Below are 20,582 nucleotides of genomic sequence, written 5' to 3'. Positions count from 1 at the left end.
TTCGGGCTATTGGCTGAAATTGCGCAGGAAATAGGGTGAACCGCACCCGAGGGAATACCGTTAGAGGAGGAAACCCGCTCGTTGGCTCCCCGACGGGCCCACCGAGCACCCGGCGCCGTGGCCCCGTTTGGCACGCCTGTCCCCCTGTAAAGGCTTAATTTTGAACGGCAATGCAACCTTCAGACACAACAATGTAGCCCTCCTCTCGGTGAACAGCGTGCTGGCCGATCAGGTGCTCAGCTCGGCCGAATTCGACGAGCGGCTGGCCCCGAGTCTGAAGCGGCTGCGCCTGTCCAAGAAACTGCTCGAACGCGTTTCCGGCGTCGCCGAACGCCGCTGGTGGTCCGAGGGAACCACCTTCGACGACGCGGCGGTGAAGGCCGGCAAGCAGGCGCTGGAGGCCTCCGGCATCGAGCCAGGGCAGATCGGGTTGCTGATCAACACCTCGGTGACCCGCCGCAACCTGGAGCCCTCGGTGGCGTCCAAGATCCACCACGGCCTGGGACTGCCCTCCTCCGCGATGAACTTCGATATCGCCAACGCCTGCCTGGGCTTCGTCAACGGCATGACCCTGGCCGCGAACATGATCGATTCCGGGCAGATCAGCTACGCGTTGATCGTCGCCGGCGAGGACGCCCAGCCCACCCAGGAAGTCACCTTCCAGCGGCTGAACGACCCGAATTCCACCCGCGAGGACTACCTGCGCCAGTTCGCCACCCTCACCCTGGGCTCCGGCGCGGCTGCCGCGGTCATCGGCCCTGCCGATGCGCACCCGGGCAAGCCGAAGATCCTGGGCGGGGTCTCCCGCGCCGGCACCGCGCACCACGAGTTGTGCGTGGGCGGGCCGGCCGGCATGTACACCGACAGCAAGGGCCTGCTGGACAACGGGCTTGAACTGGTGGTCGACGCCTGGGACGAGGCGCACGCCGCCGGGTGGAACTGGACGTCCATGGACCGCTACGTCACCCACCAGGTCTCCAAGTCCTACACCAACGCCATCATCAAGGCCGTGGGACTGGTCCGGGACCGGGTTCCGGTCACCTTCCCCAAGTGGGGCAACGTGGGGCCGGCCTCGTTGCCGATGACGCTGTGGCAGGAAGCCAAGACCCTGAAGCCCGGGGACCGGGTGCTGTGCATGGGCGTGGGCTCCGGGCTGAACACCGCGATGATGGAGCTGGCCTGGTGACCGGCCCGTTCCCCGGCGTCGCCGAACAGCATTCCCGCCATCTGACCATCCCGTCCACCTCCCTGGTCGACGTTCCGGGCACCAGCCACCGCTGGCACCTGCTGGACAACGGCGCCGAGCTTGAGGCCGCCGGCATCACCCCGGCCGGGACCCTGCTGTGCGTGCACGGCAACCCCACCTGGTCCTATCTCTGGCGGTCCTTGTTCTCCCACGTCTCCCAGCACGCCCTGCCCTGGCGCATCATCGCGGTCGACCAGCTGGACATGGGCTTCTCCGAACGCACCGGCGTCTTCCGCCGGCTGGCCGACCGGGTCAACGACCTGGGCGACCTGACCGACGCGCTGGGCCTGGACGGCCCGGTCACCACCGTGGGGCATGACTGGGGCGGGATCATCTCGCTGGGCTGGGCCGCTGCCCACCGCGAGCAGCTGGCCGGCGTGGTGCTGACCAACACCGCGGTGCACCCGGCGGGATTCGAGCTGCCCGCCGCCCTGCAGCTGGCCTCCCACCCAGCGGTGCACGGCTGGGGAACCACCAGCACCGACGCGTTCCTGCGCGTCACCCATTCGCTGGCCACCCCGGCGCTGGCCCCGGAGATCCGCGAGGCCTACATGGCCCCTTATACCACCGCCGCGCAGCGCACCGGGGTGGGCAACTTCGTGGCCGACATCCCCTTCGCCGCCGACCACCCCAGCCGCCCGGCCCTTGATTCCATCTCCGCGGCCGTCCGCGAGCTGACAGTGCCGGCCCTGCTGCTCTGGGGTCCGAAGGACCCGGTGTTCTCCGACCGCTATCTGCGCGATCTGATGGACCGCCTGCCCCAGGCCAAGGTGCACCGCTTCGAGGGCGCCGGGCACCTGGTGGCCGAGGACCGCGACATCGCCACCCCGATCTTCCAGTGGCTGGCCGCCGGTGCCGGCGAATCCGCGCGGGCGGCAAGCCTGCAGGACTACCGCCCGATGCTCGCGCAGCTCGATGAGCGCACCGCGGACCACAGCGCCGCCGTGGTGGACGTCAACCCGCCGCGTTCGCTGTCCTGGGCGCAGCTCGGGCAGCGCGTGAACGACCTGGCCAGGGGCCTGGAGCAGATCGGCGTGCGCCCCGGCTCGCGCGTGAACCTGCTGGTCCCGCCGGGCATCGAACTGACCACGCTGATCTACGCCTGCCTGCGCCTGGGCGCGGTGATCGTGGTGGCCGACGCCGGGCTGGGCACCAAGGGGCTGGGCCGCGCCATCAAGGGCGCCGGGCCGCAGTTCCTGATCGGCATCCAGCGCGCGCTCATCGGAGCCAAGGCGCTGAACTGGCCGGGTACGCGCATCGCCGCCACCCAGCTGCCGCCGGTCCTTGCCAAGGTGCTGGGCATCGAGCACACGGTGCCCGAGCTGCTGGAGGCCGGCGCCGCCGGTGCGCCGGCGGCCGCGGACTTCACCCCGGCGGACCCGGACGCGGATGCGGCGGTGCTCTTCACCTCCGGCTCCACCGGCCCGGCCAAGGGCGTGGTGTACACCCACCGCCAGCTCGCCGCCATGCGCGATACCCTAGCCGCCACCTACGGCCTGGAGCCCGGTTCCGCCCTGGTGGCCGGCTTCGCCCCCTTCGCGCTGCTGGGCCCGGCCCTGGGCGTCACCTCGGTGACCCCGGACATGGACGTCACCTCCCCGAAAACGCTGACCGCCGCGGCGCTGGCCGATGCTGCCGCCGCGGTGGACGCCACCGTGGTCTTCGCTTCCCCGGCCGCGCTGGCCAATGTGCTGGAAACCCGGGACCAGCTGACCGGGGCGCAGCGCCGGGCGCTGCAGAAGGTGTCCCTGCTGCTTTCGGCCGGGGCCCCGATCCCCGAGCCGCTGCTGGCCGAAGTCCAGCAGCTGGCCCCGAACGCCGCGGTGCACACCCCCTACGGCATGACCGAGGCGCTGCCGGTCACCGACATCGACCTGGCGGGCATCCGCGCAGCCGGGGCGGGCAACGGCGTCTGCGTGGGAACCCCGGTGGCCGGGGCCAGCGTAGCCGTCGCGGTGCTGGACGCCGACGGCGAGCCGGCCTGCGAGCCGTCCACCGAACCGGGTCTGACCGGCGAGATCCTGGTCCGCGCCCCGCACGTGAAGGACCGCTACGACCGGTTGTGGATCACCGAGCAGCACAGCACCTCCATCCCGGGGTGGCACCGCACCGGCGACGTGGGGCATCTCGACGCCCAGGGCCGCCTGTGGGTCGAAGGCCGCCTGGGCCATGTGCTGCGCACCGCCAGCGGACCGCTGACCCCGGTGGAAGCCGAGCACCTGGCGCAGTCGGTGCCCGGCGCCGGACGCGCGGCGCTGGTGCCGGTCGGCCCGGCCGGGGCGCAGCGTGCGGTGCTCGTGATGGAAACCGTGCCGCCGGCCCGCAAACCGGGTCCGGCCAACCCCGAGTTCTCCGGGCGGGTCCGCGCCGCGGTGGCCGCGGCGGGCATCGAGGCCTGTGCCGTGCTGGTGGTCCCCGAGCTTCCCACGGACATCCGCCACAATTCGAAGATCGACCGCGCGCACCTGGCCGGCTGGGCCGCCGCGACGCTGGCCGGAGGAAGGATCCGCAAGCCGTGAATCCAGTGAATCGCCCCGCCCCTGCACGCCGGGTGCTGGTTACCGGCGCCAGCGGCATGCTCGGCGGCGCCGTCGCGCAGCTGCTGCGCGAACAGGGCCACCACGTCCGCACCTTCCAGCGCCGCGCCTCCCAGGGCGCCACCGACGAGGTGCTCGGTTCGCTGACCGACCCGGGGCAGCTCGCCCGGGCGGTGGACTCCATGGACGCCGTCATCCACCTGGCCGCCAAGGTCTCCTTCACCGGCCGCTGGGAGGACTTCGTCGCCACGAACATCGAGGGGACCAAGCACCTGCTGGATGCCGCCGAGGCCGCCGGAGCCAGGGACTTCGTGTTCGTCTCCTCCCCGTCCGTCGCCCACTTCGGCGAGCCATTGGCCGGGGCCGACGCCGGGACGGCCGACCCGCCCAAGGCCCGCGGCAGCTATGCCCGGTCCAAGGCCGCTGCGGAGCTCGACGCGCTCTCGCGCAACAGCCAGGAGTTCCGGGTCGCCGCGATCCGCCCCCACGTGGTGTGGGGACCGGGCGATACGCAACTGGTCGAGCGGGTCCTGGAGCGGGCCAGGAGCGGCCGGCTGCCGTTGCTGGACCAGGGGGCGGCGTTGATCGACACCACCTACATCGACAACGCGGCCGCCGCCATTGTCCGCGGGCTGGAGCGCATGGAGCAGGCGCAGGGACTTGCGCTGGTCGTCACCAACGGCGAGCCGCGCCAGGTCGGCGAGCTCATCGCCGGCATCTGCCGCGCCGGAGGCGCGCCATCCCCGAAGTTCAGCGTGCCTGGCTGGCTGGCCCGGGGCGCCGGCGCGGTCATCGAACGCGCCTGGCTTGCCGCCGGGGCGCGCAACCTGGTCCATGACGAGCCGCCGATGACGCGGTTCCTGGCCGAGCAGCTGTCCACCGCGCACTGGTTCGACCAGCGCGAAACCCGCCGGGTGCTGGATTGGCAGCCCGAGGTCACGATCGATCGCGGACTGGAAAAGCTGGCGGCGCACTACGGCGGGAAAGCCCCGCTGCCGGCCCGCTGATTCGCTGGCCCTGCCCCGTTCCCGAGGCAGGGCCCGTTGTGTGAAACCGCTGAGTTCCGCCCAGGGAATATTACCCATTGGTAAAGCGTTTAGGCACTTTCACTAGGCTTTTTTCATTGTGACCGGGCCAAAGGTGGTGTCCCTCTCACTTCCCCGGGTTTCTGCTCTTTCCCTCGAGGCGCCACGTATGGTGGTGTGGAGAATCCCACCAACCAGGAGAAGCGAAAAACATGAGTGCCGTCATCACCCGGGCCGAAGCACGACCCAAGTACAGAGTCAGCATGGTCGAACTGCTGATCCTTGCTGTGGGCGCGACAACCGTGAACTCCGCGCTGTACTTCACCGGCATGGCCGCCGGGGCCTCTTTCGATGTCACCGGGGCGCCGATGGACGAAATCACCTACACCCTGGTGGGCGTGGCAAGTTTCGTGCCGCTCCTGCTGATGGGCACCATCGCGCTGTACCTGGGCTGGCTCAAGCCGTCCATCCTCCCGGCAGTCCGCTGGATCGGCGTCATCGTGGCCCTGGGCTCCATCGCCAGCTCCTACATCGCGACCGACAGCTTTGCCGCTGGCACCTGGCTCGGCCTGATGCACGTCGTCAGCGCCATCGCCTGGTTCGTTGCCGTGGGACGCAAGTCCGCGCACTAGCCCACGAGGTTTCCACGCCGCGCCGCCCCCTCGGGGTGGCGCGGCTTGCGCGTTAATCCGTCCAGCATGCCGGCCTTGCGCCCACGACGACGCCCGCCATCCATCGGGCGGCGTAGTGTGGTTCACTGTATTCAACAAGGGCGGCGATCACCCGCCGCAGTGCGTTGGCTTGCACAACCGTTGGCAGAGCTTCTGGACGTCGGGAGGCATGATGGGACTGTGGGACGGGACGGACGTTCCTACACGTGAACAATTCGACTACTGGCAGGATGTCATTTGCCGCGAGTTCGTGCCCTTGTCGGCCGTCAAGACCGGCGAGATCACGGGCTTCGCTTCGAAGGTCGAAACCTCCGCGCTCGGTTCGCTCAACCGCGCCAGCATCATGTCCAAGGCGCAGATCACCCGGCGCAGTTCCCGGGAAATCGCGGTTTCGGATCAGGCGTATTTCTTCGTGAACCTGCAGCTTGCCGGGCAATGCCTGGCCCGTGTCGGGGGAACCTGCTCCGTGGTTGCTCCGGGGGATTTCATGGTTGTCGACACCACCGAGCCCTATGAATTCGAGTTCAAGGGCGATTGGAGGATGCTCTCCTTCCGCGTGCAGCATGCCAGCCTCGCCCATCGGCTGGCGGCTTTCCGCTCCCGGCTGGGCACTTCGATCGGCTCAACCGGCGCCGGTGCGGCGGTGACCAGCCTGATGACCAGCTTGAGCTCCCTGCCTGACGACCTCCCGCCGGCTTCTGCAGAAGCCTTGGTCCAGGCGTTCGAGTCCGCGGTCATCGGAACCCTGGCGGCGGCTCCCGGCCCGGCCGGCGACGCCATCGGCACGACCCCCCTGCGGGCCGCCGTCATGGAATTCGTGAAGCGGAACTACGGGGATCCGGGCCTGGGTGTTGACCTCGTCAGCCGCGTATTCTCGATTTCCCCGCGCACCCTGCACACTCTTTTCGAGGGCACCGGCACCTCCTTCGCGAAGCTGGTCAGGCAGCTTCGGCTCCAGCACGCGTTCGACGTGCTCTCGGATCCCTCCTGCTCGCTGTCCGTGACCGAGCTGGCCCGGATCTGCGGATTCTACGACCCCAGTTCCTTCTCCAGGGCGTTTCGGCGGCACTTCGATGTGAGTCCCCTTGAGCTGCGCCGCGCCCGCGCTGCGCAAACTGCATAGGACCGCCGCACGAACTGCATAGCTATTGCACGGAAAAAGCAGTGATATGGATCTCAAGACCAGTTCGCTCGGGCCACCAGCGCCCAGGAAATTTGAGAGAGATCATCATGACCGTTTCATTTTCGCTCACCGCAGACCAGGAACAGCTGAAGCAGCAGGCCCGCAGCTTCGCCCGCGAGCAGCTGCGGCCGCTCATGACCGCCGTCGGCCAAAGTGCGGACCCGCTGCAGCGTGCGCTGCTGCTGCGCCCGGTGATGGAACAGGCAGTGCAGGCCGGCTTCCTGAAGTCCCTGATCCCGGTCCCCTTCGGCGGCCTGGCCAGCAGCGGCGTGGACGCAGCGATCTTCATTGAGGAACTGGCTTCCGACAGCCCGGACTTCGTGATCTCGATGGCCGGACCGCTGATCGCCCTGGCGCCGGTTTACGAAGTGGGAACCCCCGAGCAGATTGCCCGCTTCGTCGCGCCGTTCCTGGCCGATCACGGGGCACCCGTAGCGGCCATGGCCTACAGCGAGCCCGGCGGCAGCGCGAACTTCGATGCCGAGGCGCCGGCCGAGGGCGTGCGGACGCGCGCGGTCCTGGACGGCGATGAATGGGTGATCAACGGATCCAAGGCCTGGGCCTCGCACCTGGGCGGATGGGACGGCGAGGGGCCTGACCTGATGACCATCGTCTGCCGGACGGACAAGGGCGTATCGCTCATCGTTGCCGAACGCGAACAGCTTCGCGGGCATATCGACGTGGACGAGTACTACGATCTTCCCGGCCTGCGCGGCTGCCTCACCACACGGGTTACGCTGCGGGATGTGCGGGTCCCCAAGGACCACCTGCTGGGGGACGAAGGAGACGGAGTCCGGCTGACGCGCAATGCGTTCCAGGCCAGCGGGGCCTCCATCGGGACCTTTTCGGTGGCGGCCATGCGCCAGGCCTTCGACATCGCCCTGCGTTTCGCCCACGGCGAGAAGCGCGGCGGCCTGGTCCCCGTCATCGAGCACCAGGCGGTCGCCGATATCCTCGCCGACGCCAAGGGAAAAATCGAAGCGGTGCGCCTGCTGTCGTGGTCGGCGCTGGATGCGGTGTTCTCCGGGCGGCCCGGCGCCCCCGAACTGGCGCTGCTCGCGAAGATCTTCGGCTCCGAAACCGGGGTCGAGGTGATCAACGCGCTCATCAAGGCCGTCGGAGTCACCGCCTACGACCGCAATTTCCCCATGCTCCGCCACCTGATGGACGTCCTGGCCTACCCGATCATCGAAGGCGGCAATATCGGCGTACGCCGCCGCCAGCTCCAGGCGATGATGAGCGACCCGGCCTACGAACCGCTGGCCGCGTCGGGCCTGGCTTAGCCGATCCGAGGACTGCAATTTCCGCATTTCCCTGCTGCCGGGCCGTCACCGGCACTGGCTACCCGTAGATATGGATGCTTCCACCGTATCCGGCGGGAAGTCCGCGCCCGGAAACCCACCCGGCCAGGACCTCGTAGACCTGGGCCAGTGTCAGCGACTGCGGTCCGTAGCGCTCCACGTCGTCATCCGGATGGCTGGACATCTGGTCCGCATCCGGACCATAGGCGATGCGCATGTTGTAGGCCCGGCCGTCGACCACTGCCAGTTCCAGCATGAAATTGCCGTCGTCCAGGCGTGCGCCCTGCGCATATTTGTTGATCGGTTCCTCCCCCTGGAAAGTGAAGGTTTGTCCCGGCTCCGTCAGCGAGTGCAGCACCTCGGCAATCTGCGGGATCGATTCGAGCTCTTCCCACACGGGCGTTTCGCTGGTCGTCCAGAACATCTCTTCAACCGGCTCAGGATCCTCCAGCAGGAGGTTCAGCTCCTCCGCGGAATACCACTCGCGCAGGTGGTGCAGATCCAGCAGGCCCACGGCTTGTGAAGTATCAATCATGGGACCCAGCCTAGGAGGCGGCACCGACGGTTCGGCGCCGGGCGCGCACCGGCGGCCGCGGAACCGTTGGGGGCCGGTCCGGCGGCCGCCGATGAACTGAGCATCGGCGCTGGGAGTCAGCCGATGGTCGCGATCACCGTTTGCTGTTTGACGATGGCTCCCTCCTCCGCCAGGTGGGTCAGGGTCCCGGCTTCGGGGGCGGTGATCTCCATGTCCACCTTGTCCACGGCGACCTCCGCAAGCAGCTCGCCCCGGGCCACTGCGGCGCCGTCGGGGGCGAACCAGGTGGCGACGGTCCCTTCGGCTTCGGGGTTCTTCTCGGACAGGACCGGAAACAGGATCTCGGTCATCGTGCCACCGCCTTGAGCACCGCGGCCTTGATGCGCGCCGGCGTGGGCAGCGCCGCGTATTCCAGCGCACGGGCATAGGGTATCGGCACGTCCGGATTGGCAACCCTCTGGATTGGCACGGTCAGCAGGCCCGGGTCGTGCTCGACGATCCGGGCCGCGATCTCCCCGGAGAGCCCGAAGGACTGGTAGTCCTCGTCCACGATGACCAGGCGTCCGGTTTTGGCCACGGTGGCGAGTATCGCCTCGGTGTCCAGCGGGACCAGGCTGCGCAGGTCCAGCACTTCCACGTCGACTCCCTCGGCGGCCAGCTCCTCGGCCACATCCAGCGCATGGTGCACCGACAGCGTCACGATGCTCACGTCCCTGCCCTCGCGCGCCACGGCGGCCTTGCCGATCGGCACCACGTGTTCCCCTTCGGGCACCGGGCCGATGGAGCGGCGGTTCTTGGCCATCCACGGCAGTCCCTGCACCCCCTTGTGGAACATGAAGACCACCGGGTTGTCGTCACGGATGGCTGCGGTCATCAGCCCCGCCGCGTCCGCCGGGTTGCTGGGCACCACGACCTTCAGGCCCGGCAGGTGGGCGAAGGTCCCCCACAGGCACTGCGAATGCTGGGCGCCGTCCGAGTACCCGCCGCCGACCGCTGTGGTCAAGACCAGCGGCACCTTCACGTTGCCGCCGGATTCGTAGTGGATCTTGGCCATGTGGTTGTAGATCTGGTCCATGCAGACCCCGAAGAAGTCGACGAACATGAGCTCCACGATGGGCCTCATGCCCTCGGTGGCCGCGCCGATGGCCGCCCCGATGAAACCGGTTTCGGATATCGGCGTATCTATGACCCGCTGGGGGCCGAAGCGCTCCAGCAGCCCGGTGGTCGAGGAGAAGATGCCGCCGTAGGCGCCGACGTCTTCTCCCATGACGAACACGTCCTCGTCGCGTTCCATTTCCCTGGCGATGGCCTCCACCATGGCCTTGGCCGTGTTCAGCCGGCGGGTTGGCGCTGCATTGCTGTTCATGTTCCTGCTCCTCTAGGCCTGGGCGAAAACGTAGTTTCCGACGGTGGAAGGGTCCGGCTCGGGGCTGCTCTTGGCGAAGTCGATGGCCTGTTCGACCAGTTCGACCGCCCCACCGCGGATCCGCGCCACCTCCGCGTCATCCAGCACTCCGGCGGAGCGCAGATGCTGCTCGTATCCCGGGATGGGGTCGCGGCCGGGAACCTGTTCCAGATCGTCGCGGTACCCCTGGGCGTCGCCTTCGAAATGCCCCCAGAGGCGCAAGGTATGGACCTCGAGCAATGTCGGTCCACCGCCGTTGCGTGCCCGTTCGACAGCGGAACCGGCCGCTGCGTAGACCGCTTCGACGGCATTGTCCTCGACCCGCACCCCGGGGATCCCGTAGGCCTGCGCCCGTGTGGCGTTGGAGGGAACGGAGGTGGCAGCGGAGCGGGGAACCGAAATGCCCCAGTCATTGTCCTCGATGACGAACAGCACCGGAAGCTTCCAGACGGCGGCGAGGTTCAGGGCTTCATGGAAAGCCCCCTGGTTGGCCGCGCCCTCTCCGGCCACCGCGATGGCGACATTCCCCGTGCCGCGCCGGCTGAAGGCCAGCGCCTGCCCCACGGCCACCGGCAGTCCTTCGCCGACGATTCCCGAACAGGAGAACTTCGTCATGGGGTCGAACAGGTGCATGTGCCCGCCGCGTCCGCGGCCCAGGCCGTCCACGCGTCCGAAGATCTCCGCGGTCATGGCCTTCATGTCCACGCCGTGGGCCAACGCGAAGTGGTGCGGGCGGTGCGTGGCGGTGACGGAGTCGCCGGGAATCGAATGGGCGCAGACCCCCGCGGCTACGGGCTCCTGGCCGGCTGAAAGGTGCATCTCACCGGGGATCAGCCCGGCCCCGATGTCAAAGACGGGCTTCTTGTCCGCATGGTATTCGCGCAGGATCGCTTCTTCGTAGGCGCGAATCAGCACCATCTGCTGGTACAGGTCGCGTTGCACCGTTTGTTCCATCGTTCCTCCCGTTGCCTAGGAGTTCATGATGGGCCCAGTCGCTTCGGCGCTTCAAGGGCGGGGATTTCAGATAGTGATAAGCCCGTTGCTCATCGATGCCCCCAGACGGCGTGCAGCCCGTTGCAGGCTCTGCACGTCGGACTCCGCAACCGCTCGGCGCGAAGGCAGGGACACGGCAACCGCCCCGAGCAAATCCTCGCTGGGAATCGAGACCGCCAGGCAGGATACACCCAGCAGATATTCCTCTGCATCGCTCCAGACCGTGACGCCGCTGGCCAGGCTGCGGGCGAGGTCTGCCTTGCTCGTGATCGTGTGCGGGGTGAGATCGTACAGGTCATGCCTGCTGAGGTAGTCATCGCGTTGCGCTGGATCCATGCCGGCCAGGATTGCCTTGCCGAACGCCGTCGCATGGGCGGACTCGTGAACCCCCACCCACAGGTCTACACGCTGGGCCTCCGATTCCTCGGCAATCGCGACCAGGCGGATCTCCCCCTCCTCGAATGCCGCCAGATAGGTGGCGCCGCCCAATTCTTCGCTCAAGGAGCGCAGGACGGGCCGGACGCGCGCAAGGAGCTCCTGCCGCGCTGGCCGGGTTCTGGCTACTGCCGCCGTGCCAAGCAGGTATCCTCCGTCCACCTTGCACAGGTAGCCTTCGAATTCCAGGGTACGCAGGAGGTGGTAGGTCGTGGGAAGCGGCAGATCGGTGAGCCGGGCCAATTTCTTGGCAGGCACGATCGTGCTGCTTGAAGCCACCGCCTCCAACAACCTCAGTGCCTTTTGTACCGAGCCGATCAACGTAGGCTGTGACACCACGCCTCCTCGCTAAGACGCACGGCATCGCGGGGCCGCGCCCAGTGTCTTAGATCATAACCCAAACGCTGCCAGCCGTCTGCCCGCCAGCCGACGCGATTCCATCGGCCGCGCAGGACCCGCAGGAGAGTGCAATGCCCTCTGGCGAAGGCACTTGCGTACACCACCGCCCCGGGCCGTCAACTGGCCCGGGGCGGTGGTTGGGCCCTGCCGTCTACTGCTTGTACGGGTTCGGTGGCGCTGAGGGACCGCCCTCCGTAGTCGGCCCCGCCGGAGGCCGGGGTGCGGAAGGCCCTGGATTCGGCATTCGCGGAGCGGCCGGTCCCGATGGCGGGGCCGGATTGATCTGGAACGAACCCTGCTCGCTTGGTGGAGTGCCGCCTGCCAGGCGAACCAGCTCGGCGGTGTTTTCTGCGGTGCGGATCTGTGCGATCAGGGATTCAAGCCCTGCACGCGCCAGCACCAGATAGATGAGAACGAACAGCGGACCGACCAAGATCAGCACCGTGAATCCAAGGGCGCCATTGGCCCTGAAACTGGCGATCACGAACACGAGGTAGCCGATGACGAGCAACACCATAATCAAGATGTAGACGATCTTGATGATCGACGGGGTAATGAATTTCCTGAAGTCGAAATCGAAAAGGGCTTTCACTGTTTTGCCTGCTTTCTCATGCCACTGCGGATGATGATGCCGAGACTACCCAACAAATCGTCGCTTGATAAGAGAGTTCACTCGGATTTTCCATCAATTGCACCAAGCCCCGGGAACTGGCAGAGCTCGTTCAGCTCCAGCGCGTTGTCCCGGGCTCCCCCGGCGGACCTGCGGCGGGCAGCCGGTCGAGGTCCTTTCCCCGTCCCATGACGCCCCGCCGGAAACTGCCTTCCCTGTCTTCGCCGCACCCCGTCCGGCCGGCTGCAGGCCTAGGATGGGAAAATGACAGCCTCGACCCCGCCACCGCAGATCGCCCGCAGGCTTGTCCTCGGAGCCACCCTGCGGGCCATCGCCCCGTCCTGCTCGCGTGCCTATGTGATGGAACACGACAACACGCAATGGATCAACGAACGCTTTGCCGGCATGGGCCTGCAGCTGCAATTCGGCGAGCACGTGGATGAGCTGGACGACTTCGACAGCTCCCCCATTGCCTCCCGGCTGGCGGACCTGCACGCCGCGTTCGCGGATCCGGGAGTCGACGGGATCATCAGCGTCATCGGCGGATTCAACGCCAACGAGCTGCTGCCCTACCTGGATTGGGAGCTGATCGCCGCCAATCCCAAGGTCTTCTGCGGGTACTCGGACTTCACCGTCCTCGCCAACGCCATCTATGCGAAGACCGGGCTGATCACCTATGTCGGCGCCCATTGGTCATCCTTCGGGATGCGGGACCATTTCGAACCCACCGGATGGTGGTTTCGGCAGGCCACCCACGAACTATCGTGGTCCATTGAGCATGCCGCCCAGTTCACCGACGACCTGTGGTTCATGGACCAGGACCGCCGCACCGTGCATGACACTGACGGCCCATGGGTACTGAATCCCGGGCAGGCGGCCGGCCGGGTCATCGGCGGAAATCTCGGAACGCTGCGGCTGCTGCAGGGCGGCGAGCTGCTGCCCCAGCTGGCTGGCGCGTTCTTGTTCCTCGAAGACGACTGCGCCGCGGACGTCGATGAGTTCGCGCGAAGCCTCGCCTCGCTGCTGCAAATGCCGGAGGCTTCCAGGATCCGGGGCCTGGCCCTTGGCAGGTTCCAGCTCGAATCCAAGATCACCCGCTCGCTGTTGGAACAGGTCCTCGCCAAGCATCCGATGCTGTCCACCGTGCCGGTTGTCGCCAATCTGGATTTCGGGCATACCAGCCCGATGTTCACATTGCCCATCGGAGGCTGGGCGGCACTGGATACCACCGGCGGCAGCGTCCGGCTGGACTTCGCGCATGAGCCAGAGGGCCTTGCTGGCTGATTTCCAGCCGGAAAGGCGCAACGGGCCGGCACCCACCGAATTCCTTCGGCGAGCGCCGGCCCGTCAGCATCTTGTGCGTGATTGCCGCGGCAAGGCGGCGTTGCAGCTACGCCTTGTCGATCGCTTCCTTCAGTGCTGCCAGCAGCAGCGCCACGGAGGCGGGGTTGGCGTTGGGGCCCATCAGGCCGATGCGCCACACGGTGTTGGCGTACTGTCCCACGCCGCCGCCGATCTCGATGTTGAATCGCTCCAGAAGGTAGCCGCGGACCTTGGCGGAGTCCACGTGCTCCGGGACCTTGACGGTAGTCAGCTGCGGCAGGCGGTAGCCCTCGGCCGCGAACAGTTCCAGCCCCATTTCCTGCAGGCCGTCCTGCAGAGCGGAGCCGGCGGACTGGTGGCGCGCGGTGACCGAATCAAGGCCTTCGCTGAGGATGCGGTCCAGCCCGGCTTCCAGCGATGCGACCATGGCCACCGGGGCCGTGTGGTGGTAGGTGCGGCCGCCGCCGGTGGAACCGGTGGTGTACCCGCCCAGCAGGCCGAGGTCCAGATACCAGGACTGCGGCTTCTGCACGCGTCGCTCGAAGGCGCGGTCCGAAATCGTGAAAGGCGCCAGACCCGGAGCCACGCCGATGCACTTCTGGGTGCCGGCGTAGCCCACGTCGATACCCCAGTCGTCGGCCTGCACCGGCATGCCGCCGATGGAGGTCACCGCGTCGGTGATCAGCAGGGCGTCGCCCTTGATCGCACCCAGCGCGGCAATGTCGGACAGCACGCCGGTACTGGTCTCTGCGTGGACTGCCGCAATGACGGTTGGATTCGAGTGGGCCTCGGCCACGCGCTGTGCGTCGACCGGGGTTCCGTAGTCGTGGTCCACGCGGACTACCTCGGCGCCCACGCGCGAGGCCACCTCGCACATGCGCTCGCCGAACAGCCCGTTGACGGCGATCACTGCTACATCGCCCGGGTTGATGGTGTTGACGAACGCGGCTTCCATGCCGGCGGATCCGGTAGCGCTCAGCGGCAGGGTGCGGGCATTGGAGGTTCCCCACAGGATGCGCAGCGAATCGCAGACCCGGTCCATGCGGGCAATGAATGCCGGATCAAGATGCCCGAGTAGCGGCAGGCCCAGCGCCGCGGTGGCTTCCGGATACGGGTTGCTGGGACCAGGACCGAAAAGTTGGCGCTGGAGAACTGGCTGGGTCATGACGGCTCGCTTTCTTGACACGGTGAAGCTCGAACGTGCCTCAAGCCTAACGGCACACCCAAACTAAAACGAAAGTTAACTTCCGTATGACAAAATTGCGCCGGTGTCAGGGAACCAGCTCAGCACTTGGCCCCGGGCTCTTCGGGCCTCGACGGCGCTTGATCCGATACTCGCGCAGCGTGAGCCAGAGGATTAACACGTCGAACAACGTCAGCAGCAGCATCCCTGCGCTGAAGCCGGTAAAAAGGGTGTAGGCCTGGTAACCGATGAAGATCGCCAGGAACCCGATCATCCACGGATAAGCCCACAGCTTGTCGAGCAGCACCGCCCACACCAGGACTACTTTGACCACCCCGTGGAGCAGAAGATAGGCGGCTGCGAACCAATATCCGGAAACGGTGAGCGAACCGCTGGCATGCAGCAGCAGGTTTGCGATCAGATCCCCCGGGTCCTCCGACAGCTCATGCTGTGTGAGCATCTTGGCCAGTGAATCCAGCTGGCCGGGGTTGAACAAGAGGAACAGCACGCCGCCGACGATCTCCAAGATACCGTCGAGTCCCTTGAACAACAGGGCGACCCGAAAGATCCATTCGAGAACCGGCGGACGCCGCTGGTGTCGTCCGGCCATTCCCACGCCCCTCTCATCTCCCACGCAGTTTCCTGCACCGTCAATGAATCGGATTCTTGCACATCCGCACCCGGAGTCCGTCGAATCCGAACATTTTCGAGGCTGGAGCATTTCCCCGACCTAGGATCCCGGCCCAATCATCGGGTGAACCGTTTTTTTGATCAATTTTTTTGATCAGATTCCCGCCACTGGTTTCGGACGAAGTTCCTGAGCGGAATTCCTGATCAAATTTTTTGATCAGATTCAGGCACGAACCCTGGGCATAGGCCATCAAGCCCAATGCCCTAACTGGCAAGTCCCTCCATTTCCTTGAACCCTCCGTTTCCATCGACAAGGCTGGAAGCACGAAAGCGAAAGGAGTACACCTTGAAGAAAATCCTCATGGTCCTTACCAGCGTTTCTGAACTCGGCGACACTGGAGAGCCAACCGGCTACAACGTCGCCGAAGCAGCCCATCCGTGGAAAGTCTTCCGCGACTCAGGGCATTTCGTGGATTTCGCCTCCATCAAGGGAGGCCAGCCGCCACAGGACACCGTAGATTCTTCCGACCCGATCCAGGTGGCGTTTACCCAGGATGAGACGACCCGGGCGGGCCTCTACAACACCGCCAGGGTTGAAGTCATCGACCCGGAACAGTATGACGCGGTTTACCTCGTCGGCGGGCACGGCACCATGTGGGACTTCCCGGACAACGAGGGCCTGCAGGCGCTGATTTCCAGCATCTACCTCAAGGGCGGCATCGTTGGCGCGGTCTGCCACGGCCCGGCCGGGCTGCTTGATGTGGAACTCGACCACGGGATGAAGCTATTGACGGGCAAACAGGTCGCCGCCTTCACGAATTCCGAAGAAGTCGCGGTGGGCAAGGAAAAGATCGTCCCGTTCCTGCTGGCGGACCGCTTGGAAGAGCAGGGAGCCACCCACGTGGCAGCGGACGACTTCGAGGAGAACGTGCAGGTCTCCGACCGGCTCGTGACGGGGCAGAACCCTGCCTCCGCCGGCGGCGTGGCCAAGGAAATGGAGAAGCTCTTGGCCGAGGCGATCCATCAGGAGAAGGCCGCTGCGCAGGCCCAAGCCGCGGCTGAAACCGCAGCCCAGCCCGCCGAGTAGCCGGAGACTCCCTTGGGATGCGAAAACCCCCGGTTCCAGAAGGAACCGGGGGTTTCGGCTGAACAGCCGGAGACTACTTGCGCAGGCCCAGACGCTCGATCAGCGCGCGGTAGCGCTCGATGTCGGTGTTCTTGAGGTAGCCGAGCATACGACGACGACGACCAACCAGGGCCATCAGGCCACGGCGGGTGTGGTGGTCATGCTTGTGCATCTTCAGGTGCTCGGTCAGGTCCGAAATACGACGGGACATGACGGCGATCTGAACCTCAGGCGAACCGGTGTCACCCTCGTGGGTGGCGTAAGCCTTGATGATCTCGTTCTTGATTGCGGCATCCAGTGCCATAACAAACTCCTAGAGTTGGACCGCGTTTCATTCAGATGCGAGCGTCAAACGCTCGCGGTGGCATCTCGCAACCGCGGACTGCAGCGAAGGCCGTCAATAATCATATCATCGACGGGTGCGCCGGCGCGCCCTCCAGGCATGCGTGAGATAGGGCACCTGGACCTTGTCCCCGGCCGCGTGGCCCAGATGATCCAGCCAGTACCAGGCGAGGTTTCCCTCCACCTTGGTTCGAGTGTTCTCGCTTGATCGGCGATAGTAGCTGCGGGATTTGGTCAGTTCGATGATCTCGGCGAAGTCCAGCGCCATGGACCAATGCCAGATGCCGTGTTCGGGCTTTTCGAACTGGGCGCCGAGCGGCGGCTCCAGCTCTGGGCGGTGGACGTCGCCGGCATGCATGATCCGCGCCAGCCGATGCACCCAGGGAATGGTGACGTTCAGCTGGTTCCACAGCAGTGTCAGCCAGCCGTCGTTGCGCAGCAGCCGCGCGGCTTCCGCGCTGGCCTTGGCATGGTCCACCCAGTGCCAGGCCTGCGCATAGCTGACCAGGTCGAAAGCGTTCTCCGGCAGCCCGGTGTCCTCTCCCGCGGCGCAGGTGCGCGCCACCTGCGGCAGGCGCTCGGCCAGCACCCGGAGCATGTCGGCCGATGGGTCGACCGCGCTGACTTCCAGCCCGCGGGACGCGAGCTGCTCGGTGAAGATGCCGGAGCCGCAGCCGATGTCCACCGCGGTTCGCGGCCGCGCCTGCAGCGCGAAGTCCAGCGCCTGCGGCGGATAGGACGGGCGGATCTTGTCGTAGCTGTCCGCCCCGCTCTGGAAGGCGGAGGCCAGCTCGGTGCGCCGCGCAGCATCGACGGTGAAGGCGCGCTGCGGCAGGGAGGGAATTTCAGCCATCGAGCCTAGTGCTGCTCCAGGGCCAAAACCGAGCGGGCCTGCTCGACGTCCTCGGCCATCTGGTCGATCAAGGCCTCGATGCCGCGGTAGGCGACCATCGGACGAAGGTGGGAGACGAACTCGATGACGACCTGCTGGCCGTAGAGGTCGAAGTCCTCGACTCCCTCGTCCGGACGGTCCATGACATGGGCCTCCACGACGCGGGAGATGCCGTCGAAGGTCGGGTTGGAACCCACCGAAATCGCGGCGGGCCAGCGCACGTCGGCCTCGTCGACCAGCCAGCCGGCATACACGCCGTCGGCCGGAATGATGCCCGAAGCGTCCGCGGACAGGTTTGCGGTGGGGAAGCCGAGTTCCCGTCCGCGGGCGGCCCCGTGGACCACTTCGCCGCGCATGCGGTGCGGGCGGCCGAGGATCGAGGCGGCGGCTTCGACATTGCCGGCGGCCAGCTCTTCGCGCACCCAGGTGGAGGACAGGCGGCGCTTGTCGCCCACGTCATCCACGCCGATGACGTCGAAACCGTACCTCCGGCCCAGTTCCTGCATGTATTCGAAGTCGCCGGAGTTGTTGCGGCCAAAGCGCACGTCATGGCCCACCACGACGGCCGTGGCGTGCAGCGTGTCCACGATGATGGACTTCACGAACTCTTCGGCGCTCTGGTCTGCGAATTCCAGGGTGTAGTGGATCATCAGGACCGCATCCAGGCCCACGCTGGCCAAGGTGTCCACCCGGTCGGCAAGACCCATGATCAGTTCCGGCGCGCTGTCCGGGCGGTGCACCAGTGCCGGGTGGGGTTCAAAGGTGATGGCCACCGATTTGGCCGCACGCTGCTTCGCCAGTGAAACGACGGCGTCCAGGACTTCGCAGTGCCCCAGATGGACCCCGTCGAAGTTACCAATGGTCACAACGGTGGGAGCCACGTCTGTGGGGACTGCGTCCAGGCCCTTCCAATAGTGCACTTTGCTCCTTTATGGGTACTTTCTTCGGCCGATCAAAAAACCCGCCGTAGCAATTCTTACACGGGTTTAGCTGTGACGCTCACTACGATTACGGTACAGCCACCACAGGCCGACGATCGGGAGCACCAGCGGGATGTATCCATAGCCCTCGCCGAAACCGCTCCATACCGACGGGTGCGCGAAAATCTCCGGGTGGGTCAGCGACAGCGTGCCGACCACCAGCACACCGGCCAATTCGATGCTCACCGCCCACAGCGACACCAGCCAGGCATGCGGCTTGGCCGAGGACAGCGAGAAGGTCGCAACGAAGTAGATCAGGCCGGAGATCAGCGAAAGGACGTAGGCTTCCGGGGCTTCATCGAACTTGCTCACGATCTGGTAGACCGCACGCACCGTCGCGGCCAGCGCGAGAATGCCGTAGACGGCGATGATGACCCGGCCCAGACCCGTGGTACGGCTGGGTTTGGGCCCGGCTGCGGATTTCTTGGCTTCGGCCGCCTGCAGGATGCGCGAATTGCGTGGCTTCTGACTCATGTGATGGCTCCTACTGCCAGATCTGTTCCATGCGGAACAACATTACGAACGTGACCAGGGACGAGGCCGCGAGCACGGCGTTTGACCAGCGGCTTTTCTCGCTGACCGCCCAGAAGAACGCGATCGGCGGCATGATCAGCGCGGTGATGAAATAGCCCCAGAATTCGATCGGGTCTCCGGCCACCGCCTCTCCCCCGGCCTGGCGGATGGCCGCGGCAATGCCGTAGACGATCAGGAACACCTCGGTGGCGATCGCGCCGACCAGGGCCCAGTCGTCGGGATGCCTGCGGATGGCCGTGGCGATAACCGCGACAAGCAGCGCCACCGCGCAGACAATCGCGCCGGCAATGAAAAAGCCGTTCATGACAATCAAAAGGGCAATCCTCCCTGGATTACGAGCTGGGCCGCAGCTTACTTGGCGGTGAATACCAGCGTGGTGCGGGCCTTGTCGCCCTTGTCTTCCAACAGTGCCACCAGTACGCCGTTGGGCGCGAAAGCCGCGACGGGCTCGCCTGCGGGAACGTCCATGGTCTTGGCTGACGCGGCGATGGGACGCCCGAAGGACAGCTCCACGGCTTCGTCGACGCTCACGGTGCGGTTCGGGAAGATCGCGGCGGCGGCCTTTTCCAGGGGCAGGATCTCGAACTCCTGCGCCAGCTGCTCCAGGGTGCGGGTCAGCTTGATCTTGTACGGGCCGACCTCGGTGCGGCGCAGCGCGGTCAGGTGGCCGCCGACGTTCAGCGCTTCGCCCAGGTCGCGGGCCAGCGCCCGGATGTAGGTTCCGGAGGTGCAGGAGACGGTGACGTCAACGTCGAGGATCTTGCCGCCGTTTTCGCGGCGGATCTCGTGGATGTCGAAGCGCTTGATCGTGACCGGGCGGGACTTCAGTTCCACCTGCTCGCCGGCGCGAACCCGGGCGTAGGAGCGCTTGCCGTCGACCTTGATCGCGGAGACCTGGCTGGGGACCTGCTGGATCTCCCCGCGCAGCTTGGCCACTTCGCGTTCGATATCCTCATCGGTCACGGCGGCGGCGATGCGCTCGGAGACGATGTCTCCCTCGGCGTCATCGGTGACGGTGCTCTGGCCCAGGCGGATGGTGGCCGTATAGGTCTTGTCGTGCCCGACGATGTAGGTGAGCAAACGGGTTGCCTTGTTGATGCCGATGACCAGGACGCCCGTGGCCATGGGATCCAGCGTTCCGGCATGGCCCACCTTGCGGGTGCCCGCCAGTCGGCGGATGCGGCCGACCACATCGTGGGAGGTCATGCCCTGTTCTTTATCGACTAGTACGA

Annotated in this window: 22 protein-coding genes; 8 read left to right on the top strand and 14 right to left on the bottom strand. The window is 66.3% G+C overall.

Annotation, left to right across the window (positions count from 1 at the left end; all coding sequences use genetic code 11):
• Positions 1 to 160 precede the first annotated feature (160 nt).
• From JQN66_RS05310 to JQN66_RS05285, 6 genes are all read left to right on the top strand, one after another.
• Positions 161 to 1,186: a 3-oxoacyl-ACP synthase III gene (locus JQN66_RS05310; protein ID WP_188949140.1), complete on the top strand. Its 1,026-nt coding sequence runs from the start codon at positions 161 to 163 to the stop codon at positions 1,184 to 1,186.
• Positions 1,180 to 3,765: an alpha/beta fold hydrolase gene (locus JQN66_RS05305; protein WP_420870954.1), complete on the top strand. Its 2,586-nt coding sequence runs from the start codon at positions 1,180 to 1,182 to the stop codon at positions 3,763 to 3,765. The genes JQN66_RS05310 and JQN66_RS05305 overlap by 7 nt, the downstream gene beginning before the upstream one ends.
• 56 nt (positions 3,766 to 3,821) lie before the next feature.
• Complete coding sequence (locus tag JQN66_RS05300) at positions 3,822 to 4,790, top strand: NAD-dependent epimerase/dehydratase family protein (RefSeq protein ID WP_204677488.1); 969 nt, start codon at positions 3,822 to 3,824, stop codon at positions 4,788 to 4,790.
• Between the two features lie 230 nt (positions 4,791 to 5,020).
• Positions 5,021 to 5,440: a DUF6069 family protein gene (locus JQN66_RS05295; protein WP_204676933.1), complete on the top strand. Its 420-nt coding sequence runs from the start codon at positions 5,021 to 5,023 to the stop codon at positions 5,438 to 5,440.
• 208 nt (positions 5,441 to 5,648) lie between these two features.
• Positions 5,649 to 6,602, top strand: a complete 954-nt coding sequence (locus tag JQN66_RS05290) for an AraC-like ligand-binding domain-containing protein (RefSeq protein WP_204676932.1) — start codon at positions 5,649 to 5,651, stop codon at positions 6,600 to 6,602.
• Between the two features lie 107 nt (positions 6,603 to 6,709).
• Complete coding sequence (locus JQN66_RS05285; RefSeq protein ID WP_204676931.1) at positions 6,710 to 7,945, top strand: acyl-CoA dehydrogenase family protein; 1,236 nt, start codon at positions 6,710 to 6,712, stop codon at positions 7,943 to 7,945.
• A gap of 58 nt (positions 7,946 to 8,003) precedes the next feature.
• Here JQN66_RS05285 and JQN66_RS05280 read toward each other — a convergent pair whose 3' ends face one another.
• The 6 genes from JQN66_RS05280 to JQN66_RS05255 all read right to left on the bottom strand — a co-directional run bounded on the left by JQN66_RS05280 (position 8,004) and on the right by JQN66_RS05255 (position 12,322).
• The gene (locus JQN66_RS05280; RefSeq protein WP_204676930.1) at positions 8,004 to 8,498 is read right to left on the bottom strand and encodes a hypothetical protein; all 495 of its coding nucleotides are present in this window, start codon (positions 8,496 to 8,498) and stop codon (positions 8,004 to 8,006) included.
• Positions 8,499 to 8,614: 116 nt separating this feature from the next.
• Positions 8,615 to 8,848 (bottom strand): biotin/lipoyl-containing protein, encoded by a 234-nt coding sequence (locus JQN66_RS05275; protein ID WP_204676929.1) that lies wholly within the window; start codon positions 8,846 to 8,848, stop codon positions 8,615 to 8,617.
• Positions 8,845 to 9,864, bottom strand: a complete 1,020-nt coding sequence (locus tag JQN66_RS05270) for an alpha-ketoacid dehydrogenase subunit beta (protein WP_204676928.1) — start codon at positions 9,862 to 9,864, stop codon at positions 8,845 to 8,847. Before JQN66_RS05270 ends, JQN66_RS05275 begins: the two co-directional genes overlap by 4 nt.
• A 12-nt stretch (positions 9,865 to 9,876) precedes the next feature.
• Complete coding sequence (locus JQN66_RS05265; protein ID WP_239464149.1) at positions 9,877 to 10,845, bottom strand: thiamine pyrophosphate-dependent dehydrogenase E1 component subunit alpha; 969 nt, start codon at positions 10,843 to 10,845, stop codon at positions 9,877 to 9,879.
• Positions 10,846 to 10,923: 78 nt separating this feature from the next.
• Positions 10,924 to 11,667 carry an IclR family transcriptional regulator gene (locus tag JQN66_RS05260; RefSeq protein ID WP_204676926.1) on the bottom strand — a complete coding sequence of 248 codons (744 nt, stop codon included), beginning with the start codon at positions 11,665 to 11,667 and terminating at the stop codon, positions 10,924 to 10,926.
• A 214-nt stretch (positions 11,668 to 11,881) separates the two neighbouring features.
• Entirely contained in the window at positions 11,882 to 12,322 is a 441-nt protein-coding gene (locus JQN66_RS05255; RefSeq protein ID WP_188949129.1) for a DUF4282 domain-containing protein, read from the bottom strand.
• Between the two features lie 282 nt (positions 12,323 to 12,604).
• Between JQN66_RS05255 and JQN66_RS05250 the strand changes: the two genes are divergently transcribed.
• Complete coding sequence (locus JQN66_RS05250) at positions 12,605 to 13,624, top strand: S66 family peptidase (RefSeq protein WP_204676925.1); 1,020 nt, start codon at positions 12,605 to 12,607, stop codon at positions 13,622 to 13,624.
• Positions 13,625 to 13,730: 106 nt separating this feature from the next.
• Here JQN66_RS05250 and JQN66_RS05245 read toward each other — a convergent pair whose 3' ends face one another.
• Together JQN66_RS05245 and JQN66_RS05240 are read right to left on the bottom strand one after the other, a co-directional pair.
• On the bottom strand, positions 13,731 to 14,828 hold the full coding sequence (locus JQN66_RS05245; RefSeq protein WP_204676924.1) for a pyridoxal-phosphate-dependent aminotransferase family protein: 1,098 nt from the start codon (positions 14,826 to 14,828) through the stop codon (positions 13,731 to 13,733).
• 106 nt (positions 14,829 to 14,934) lie between these two features.
• The gene (locus tag JQN66_RS05240) at positions 14,935 to 15,480 is read right to left on the bottom strand and encodes a DUF2127 domain-containing protein (protein WP_204676923.1); all 546 of its coding nucleotides are present in this window, start codon (positions 15,478 to 15,480) and stop codon (positions 14,935 to 14,937) included.
• 342 nt (positions 15,481 to 15,822) lie between these two features.
• On the opposite strand from JQN66_RS05240, the gene JQN66_RS05235 reads away from it, so the two are divergent.
• On the top strand, positions 15,823 to 16,563 hold the full coding sequence (locus JQN66_RS05235; RefSeq protein WP_204676922.1) for a type 1 glutamine amidotransferase domain-containing protein: 741 nt from the start codon (positions 15,823 to 15,825) through the stop codon (positions 16,561 to 16,563).
• A gap of 73 nt (positions 16,564 to 16,636) precedes the next feature.
• On the opposite strand, the gene rpsO is transcribed toward JQN66_RS05235, so the two are convergent.
• The 6 genes from rpsO to truB all read right to left on the bottom strand — a co-directional run bounded on the left by rpsO (position 16,637) and on the right by truB (position 20,556).
• Positions 16,637 to 16,906, bottom strand: coding sequence for a 30S ribosomal protein S15 (rpsO, locus tag JQN66_RS05230; RefSeq protein WP_188949123.1), 270 nt, complete (start codon positions 16,904 to 16,906; stop codon positions 16,637 to 16,639).
• A 105-nt stretch (positions 16,907 to 17,011) separates the two neighbouring features.
• Complete coding sequence (locus tag JQN66_RS05225) at positions 17,012 to 17,797, bottom strand: class I SAM-dependent methyltransferase (protein WP_204676921.1); 786 nt, start codon at positions 17,795 to 17,797, stop codon at positions 17,012 to 17,014.
• A gap of 5 nt (positions 17,798 to 17,802) precedes the next feature.
• Positions 17,803 to 18,756: a bifunctional riboflavin kinase/FAD synthetase gene (locus JQN66_RS05220; protein ID WP_204676920.1), complete on the bottom strand. Its 954-nt coding sequence runs from the start codon at positions 18,754 to 18,756 to the stop codon at positions 17,803 to 17,805.
• 66 nt (positions 18,757 to 18,822) lie between these two features.
• Positions 18,823 to 19,290 (bottom strand): hypothetical protein, encoded by a 468-nt coding sequence (locus JQN66_RS05215; protein WP_188949120.1) that lies wholly within the window; start codon positions 19,288 to 19,290, stop codon positions 18,823 to 18,825.
• 10 nt (positions 19,291 to 19,300) lie between these two features.
• Complete coding sequence (locus JQN66_RS05210) at positions 19,301 to 19,654, bottom strand: hypothetical protein (RefSeq protein ID WP_239464191.1); 354 nt, start codon at positions 19,652 to 19,654, stop codon at positions 19,301 to 19,303.
• 47 nt (positions 19,655 to 19,701) lie between these two features.
• Positions 19,702 to 20,556, bottom strand: coding sequence for a tRNA pseudouridine(55) synthase TruB (gene truB / locus JQN66_RS05205; protein ID WP_229777411.1), 855 nt, complete (start codon positions 20,554 to 20,556; stop codon positions 19,702 to 19,704).
• Between the last annotated feature and the right edge of the window lie 26 nt (positions 20,557 to 20,582).

It is taken from the genome of Glutamicibacter protophormiae, assembly GCF_016894325.1.
Taxonomy (GTDB): Bacteria; Actinomycetota; Actinomycetes; order Actinomycetales; family Micrococcaceae; genus Glutamicibacter; species Glutamicibacter protophormiae.
This window is presented reverse-complemented; position numbering and strand designations above follow the sequence as displayed.

Bases quoted from the DNA above. Each gene is read 5' to 3' on its own strand.
- JQN66_RS05300 (WP_204677488.1), top strand. From the start codon at position 3,822: ATGCTCGGCGGCGCCGTCGCGCAGCTGCTGCGCGAACAGGGCCACCAC.
- JQN66_RS05295 (WP_204676933.1), top strand. From the start codon at position 5,021: ATGAGTGCCGTCATCACCCGGGCCGAAGCACGACCCAAGTACAGAGTC.
- JQN66_RS05290 (WP_204676932.1), top strand. From the start codon at position 5,649: ATGATGGGACTGTGGGACGGGACGGACGTTCCTACACGTGAACAATTC.
- JQN66_RS05285 (WP_204676931.1), top strand. From the start codon at position 6,710: ATGACCGTTTCATTTTCGCTCACCGCAGACCAGGAACAGCTGAAGCAG.
- JQN66_RS05280 (WP_204676930.1), bottom strand. From the start codon at position 8,498: ATGATTGATACTTCACAAGCCGTGGGCCTGCTGGATCTGCACCACCTG.
- JQN66_RS05275 (WP_204676929.1), bottom strand. From the start codon at position 8,848: ATGACCGAGATCCTGTTTCCGGTCCTGTCCGAGAAGAACCCCGAAGCC.
- JQN66_RS05270 (WP_204676928.1), bottom strand. From the start codon at position 9,864: ATGAACAGCAATGCAGCGCCAACCCGCCGGCTGAACACGGCCAAGGCC.
- JQN66_RS05250 (WP_204676925.1), top strand. From the start codon at position 12,605: ATGACAGCCTCGACCCCGCCACCGCAGATCGCCCGCAGGCTTGTCCTC.
- JQN66_RS05245 (WP_204676924.1), bottom strand. From the start codon at position 14,828: ATGACCCAGCCAGTTCTCCAGCGCCAACTTTTCGGTCCTGGTCCCAGC.
- rpsO (WP_188949123.1), bottom strand. From the start codon at position 16,906: ATGGCACTGGATGCCGCAATCAAGAACGAGATCATCAAGGCTTACGCC.
- JQN66_RS05225 (WP_204676921.1), bottom strand. From the start codon at position 17,797: ATGGCTGAAATTCCCTCCCTGCCGCAGCGCGCCTTCACCGTCGATGCT.
- JQN66_RS05215 (WP_188949120.1), bottom strand. From the start codon at position 19,290: ATGAGTCAGAAGCCACGCAATTCGCGCATCCTGCAGGCGGCCGAAGCC.
- JQN66_RS05210 (WP_239464191.1), bottom strand. From the start codon at position 19,654: ATGAACGGCTTTTTCATTGCCGGCGCGATTGTCTGCGCGGTGGCGCTG.
- truB (WP_229777411.1), bottom strand. From the start codon at position 20,556: ATGACCTCCCACGATGTGGTCGGCCGCATCCGCCGACTGGCGGGCACC.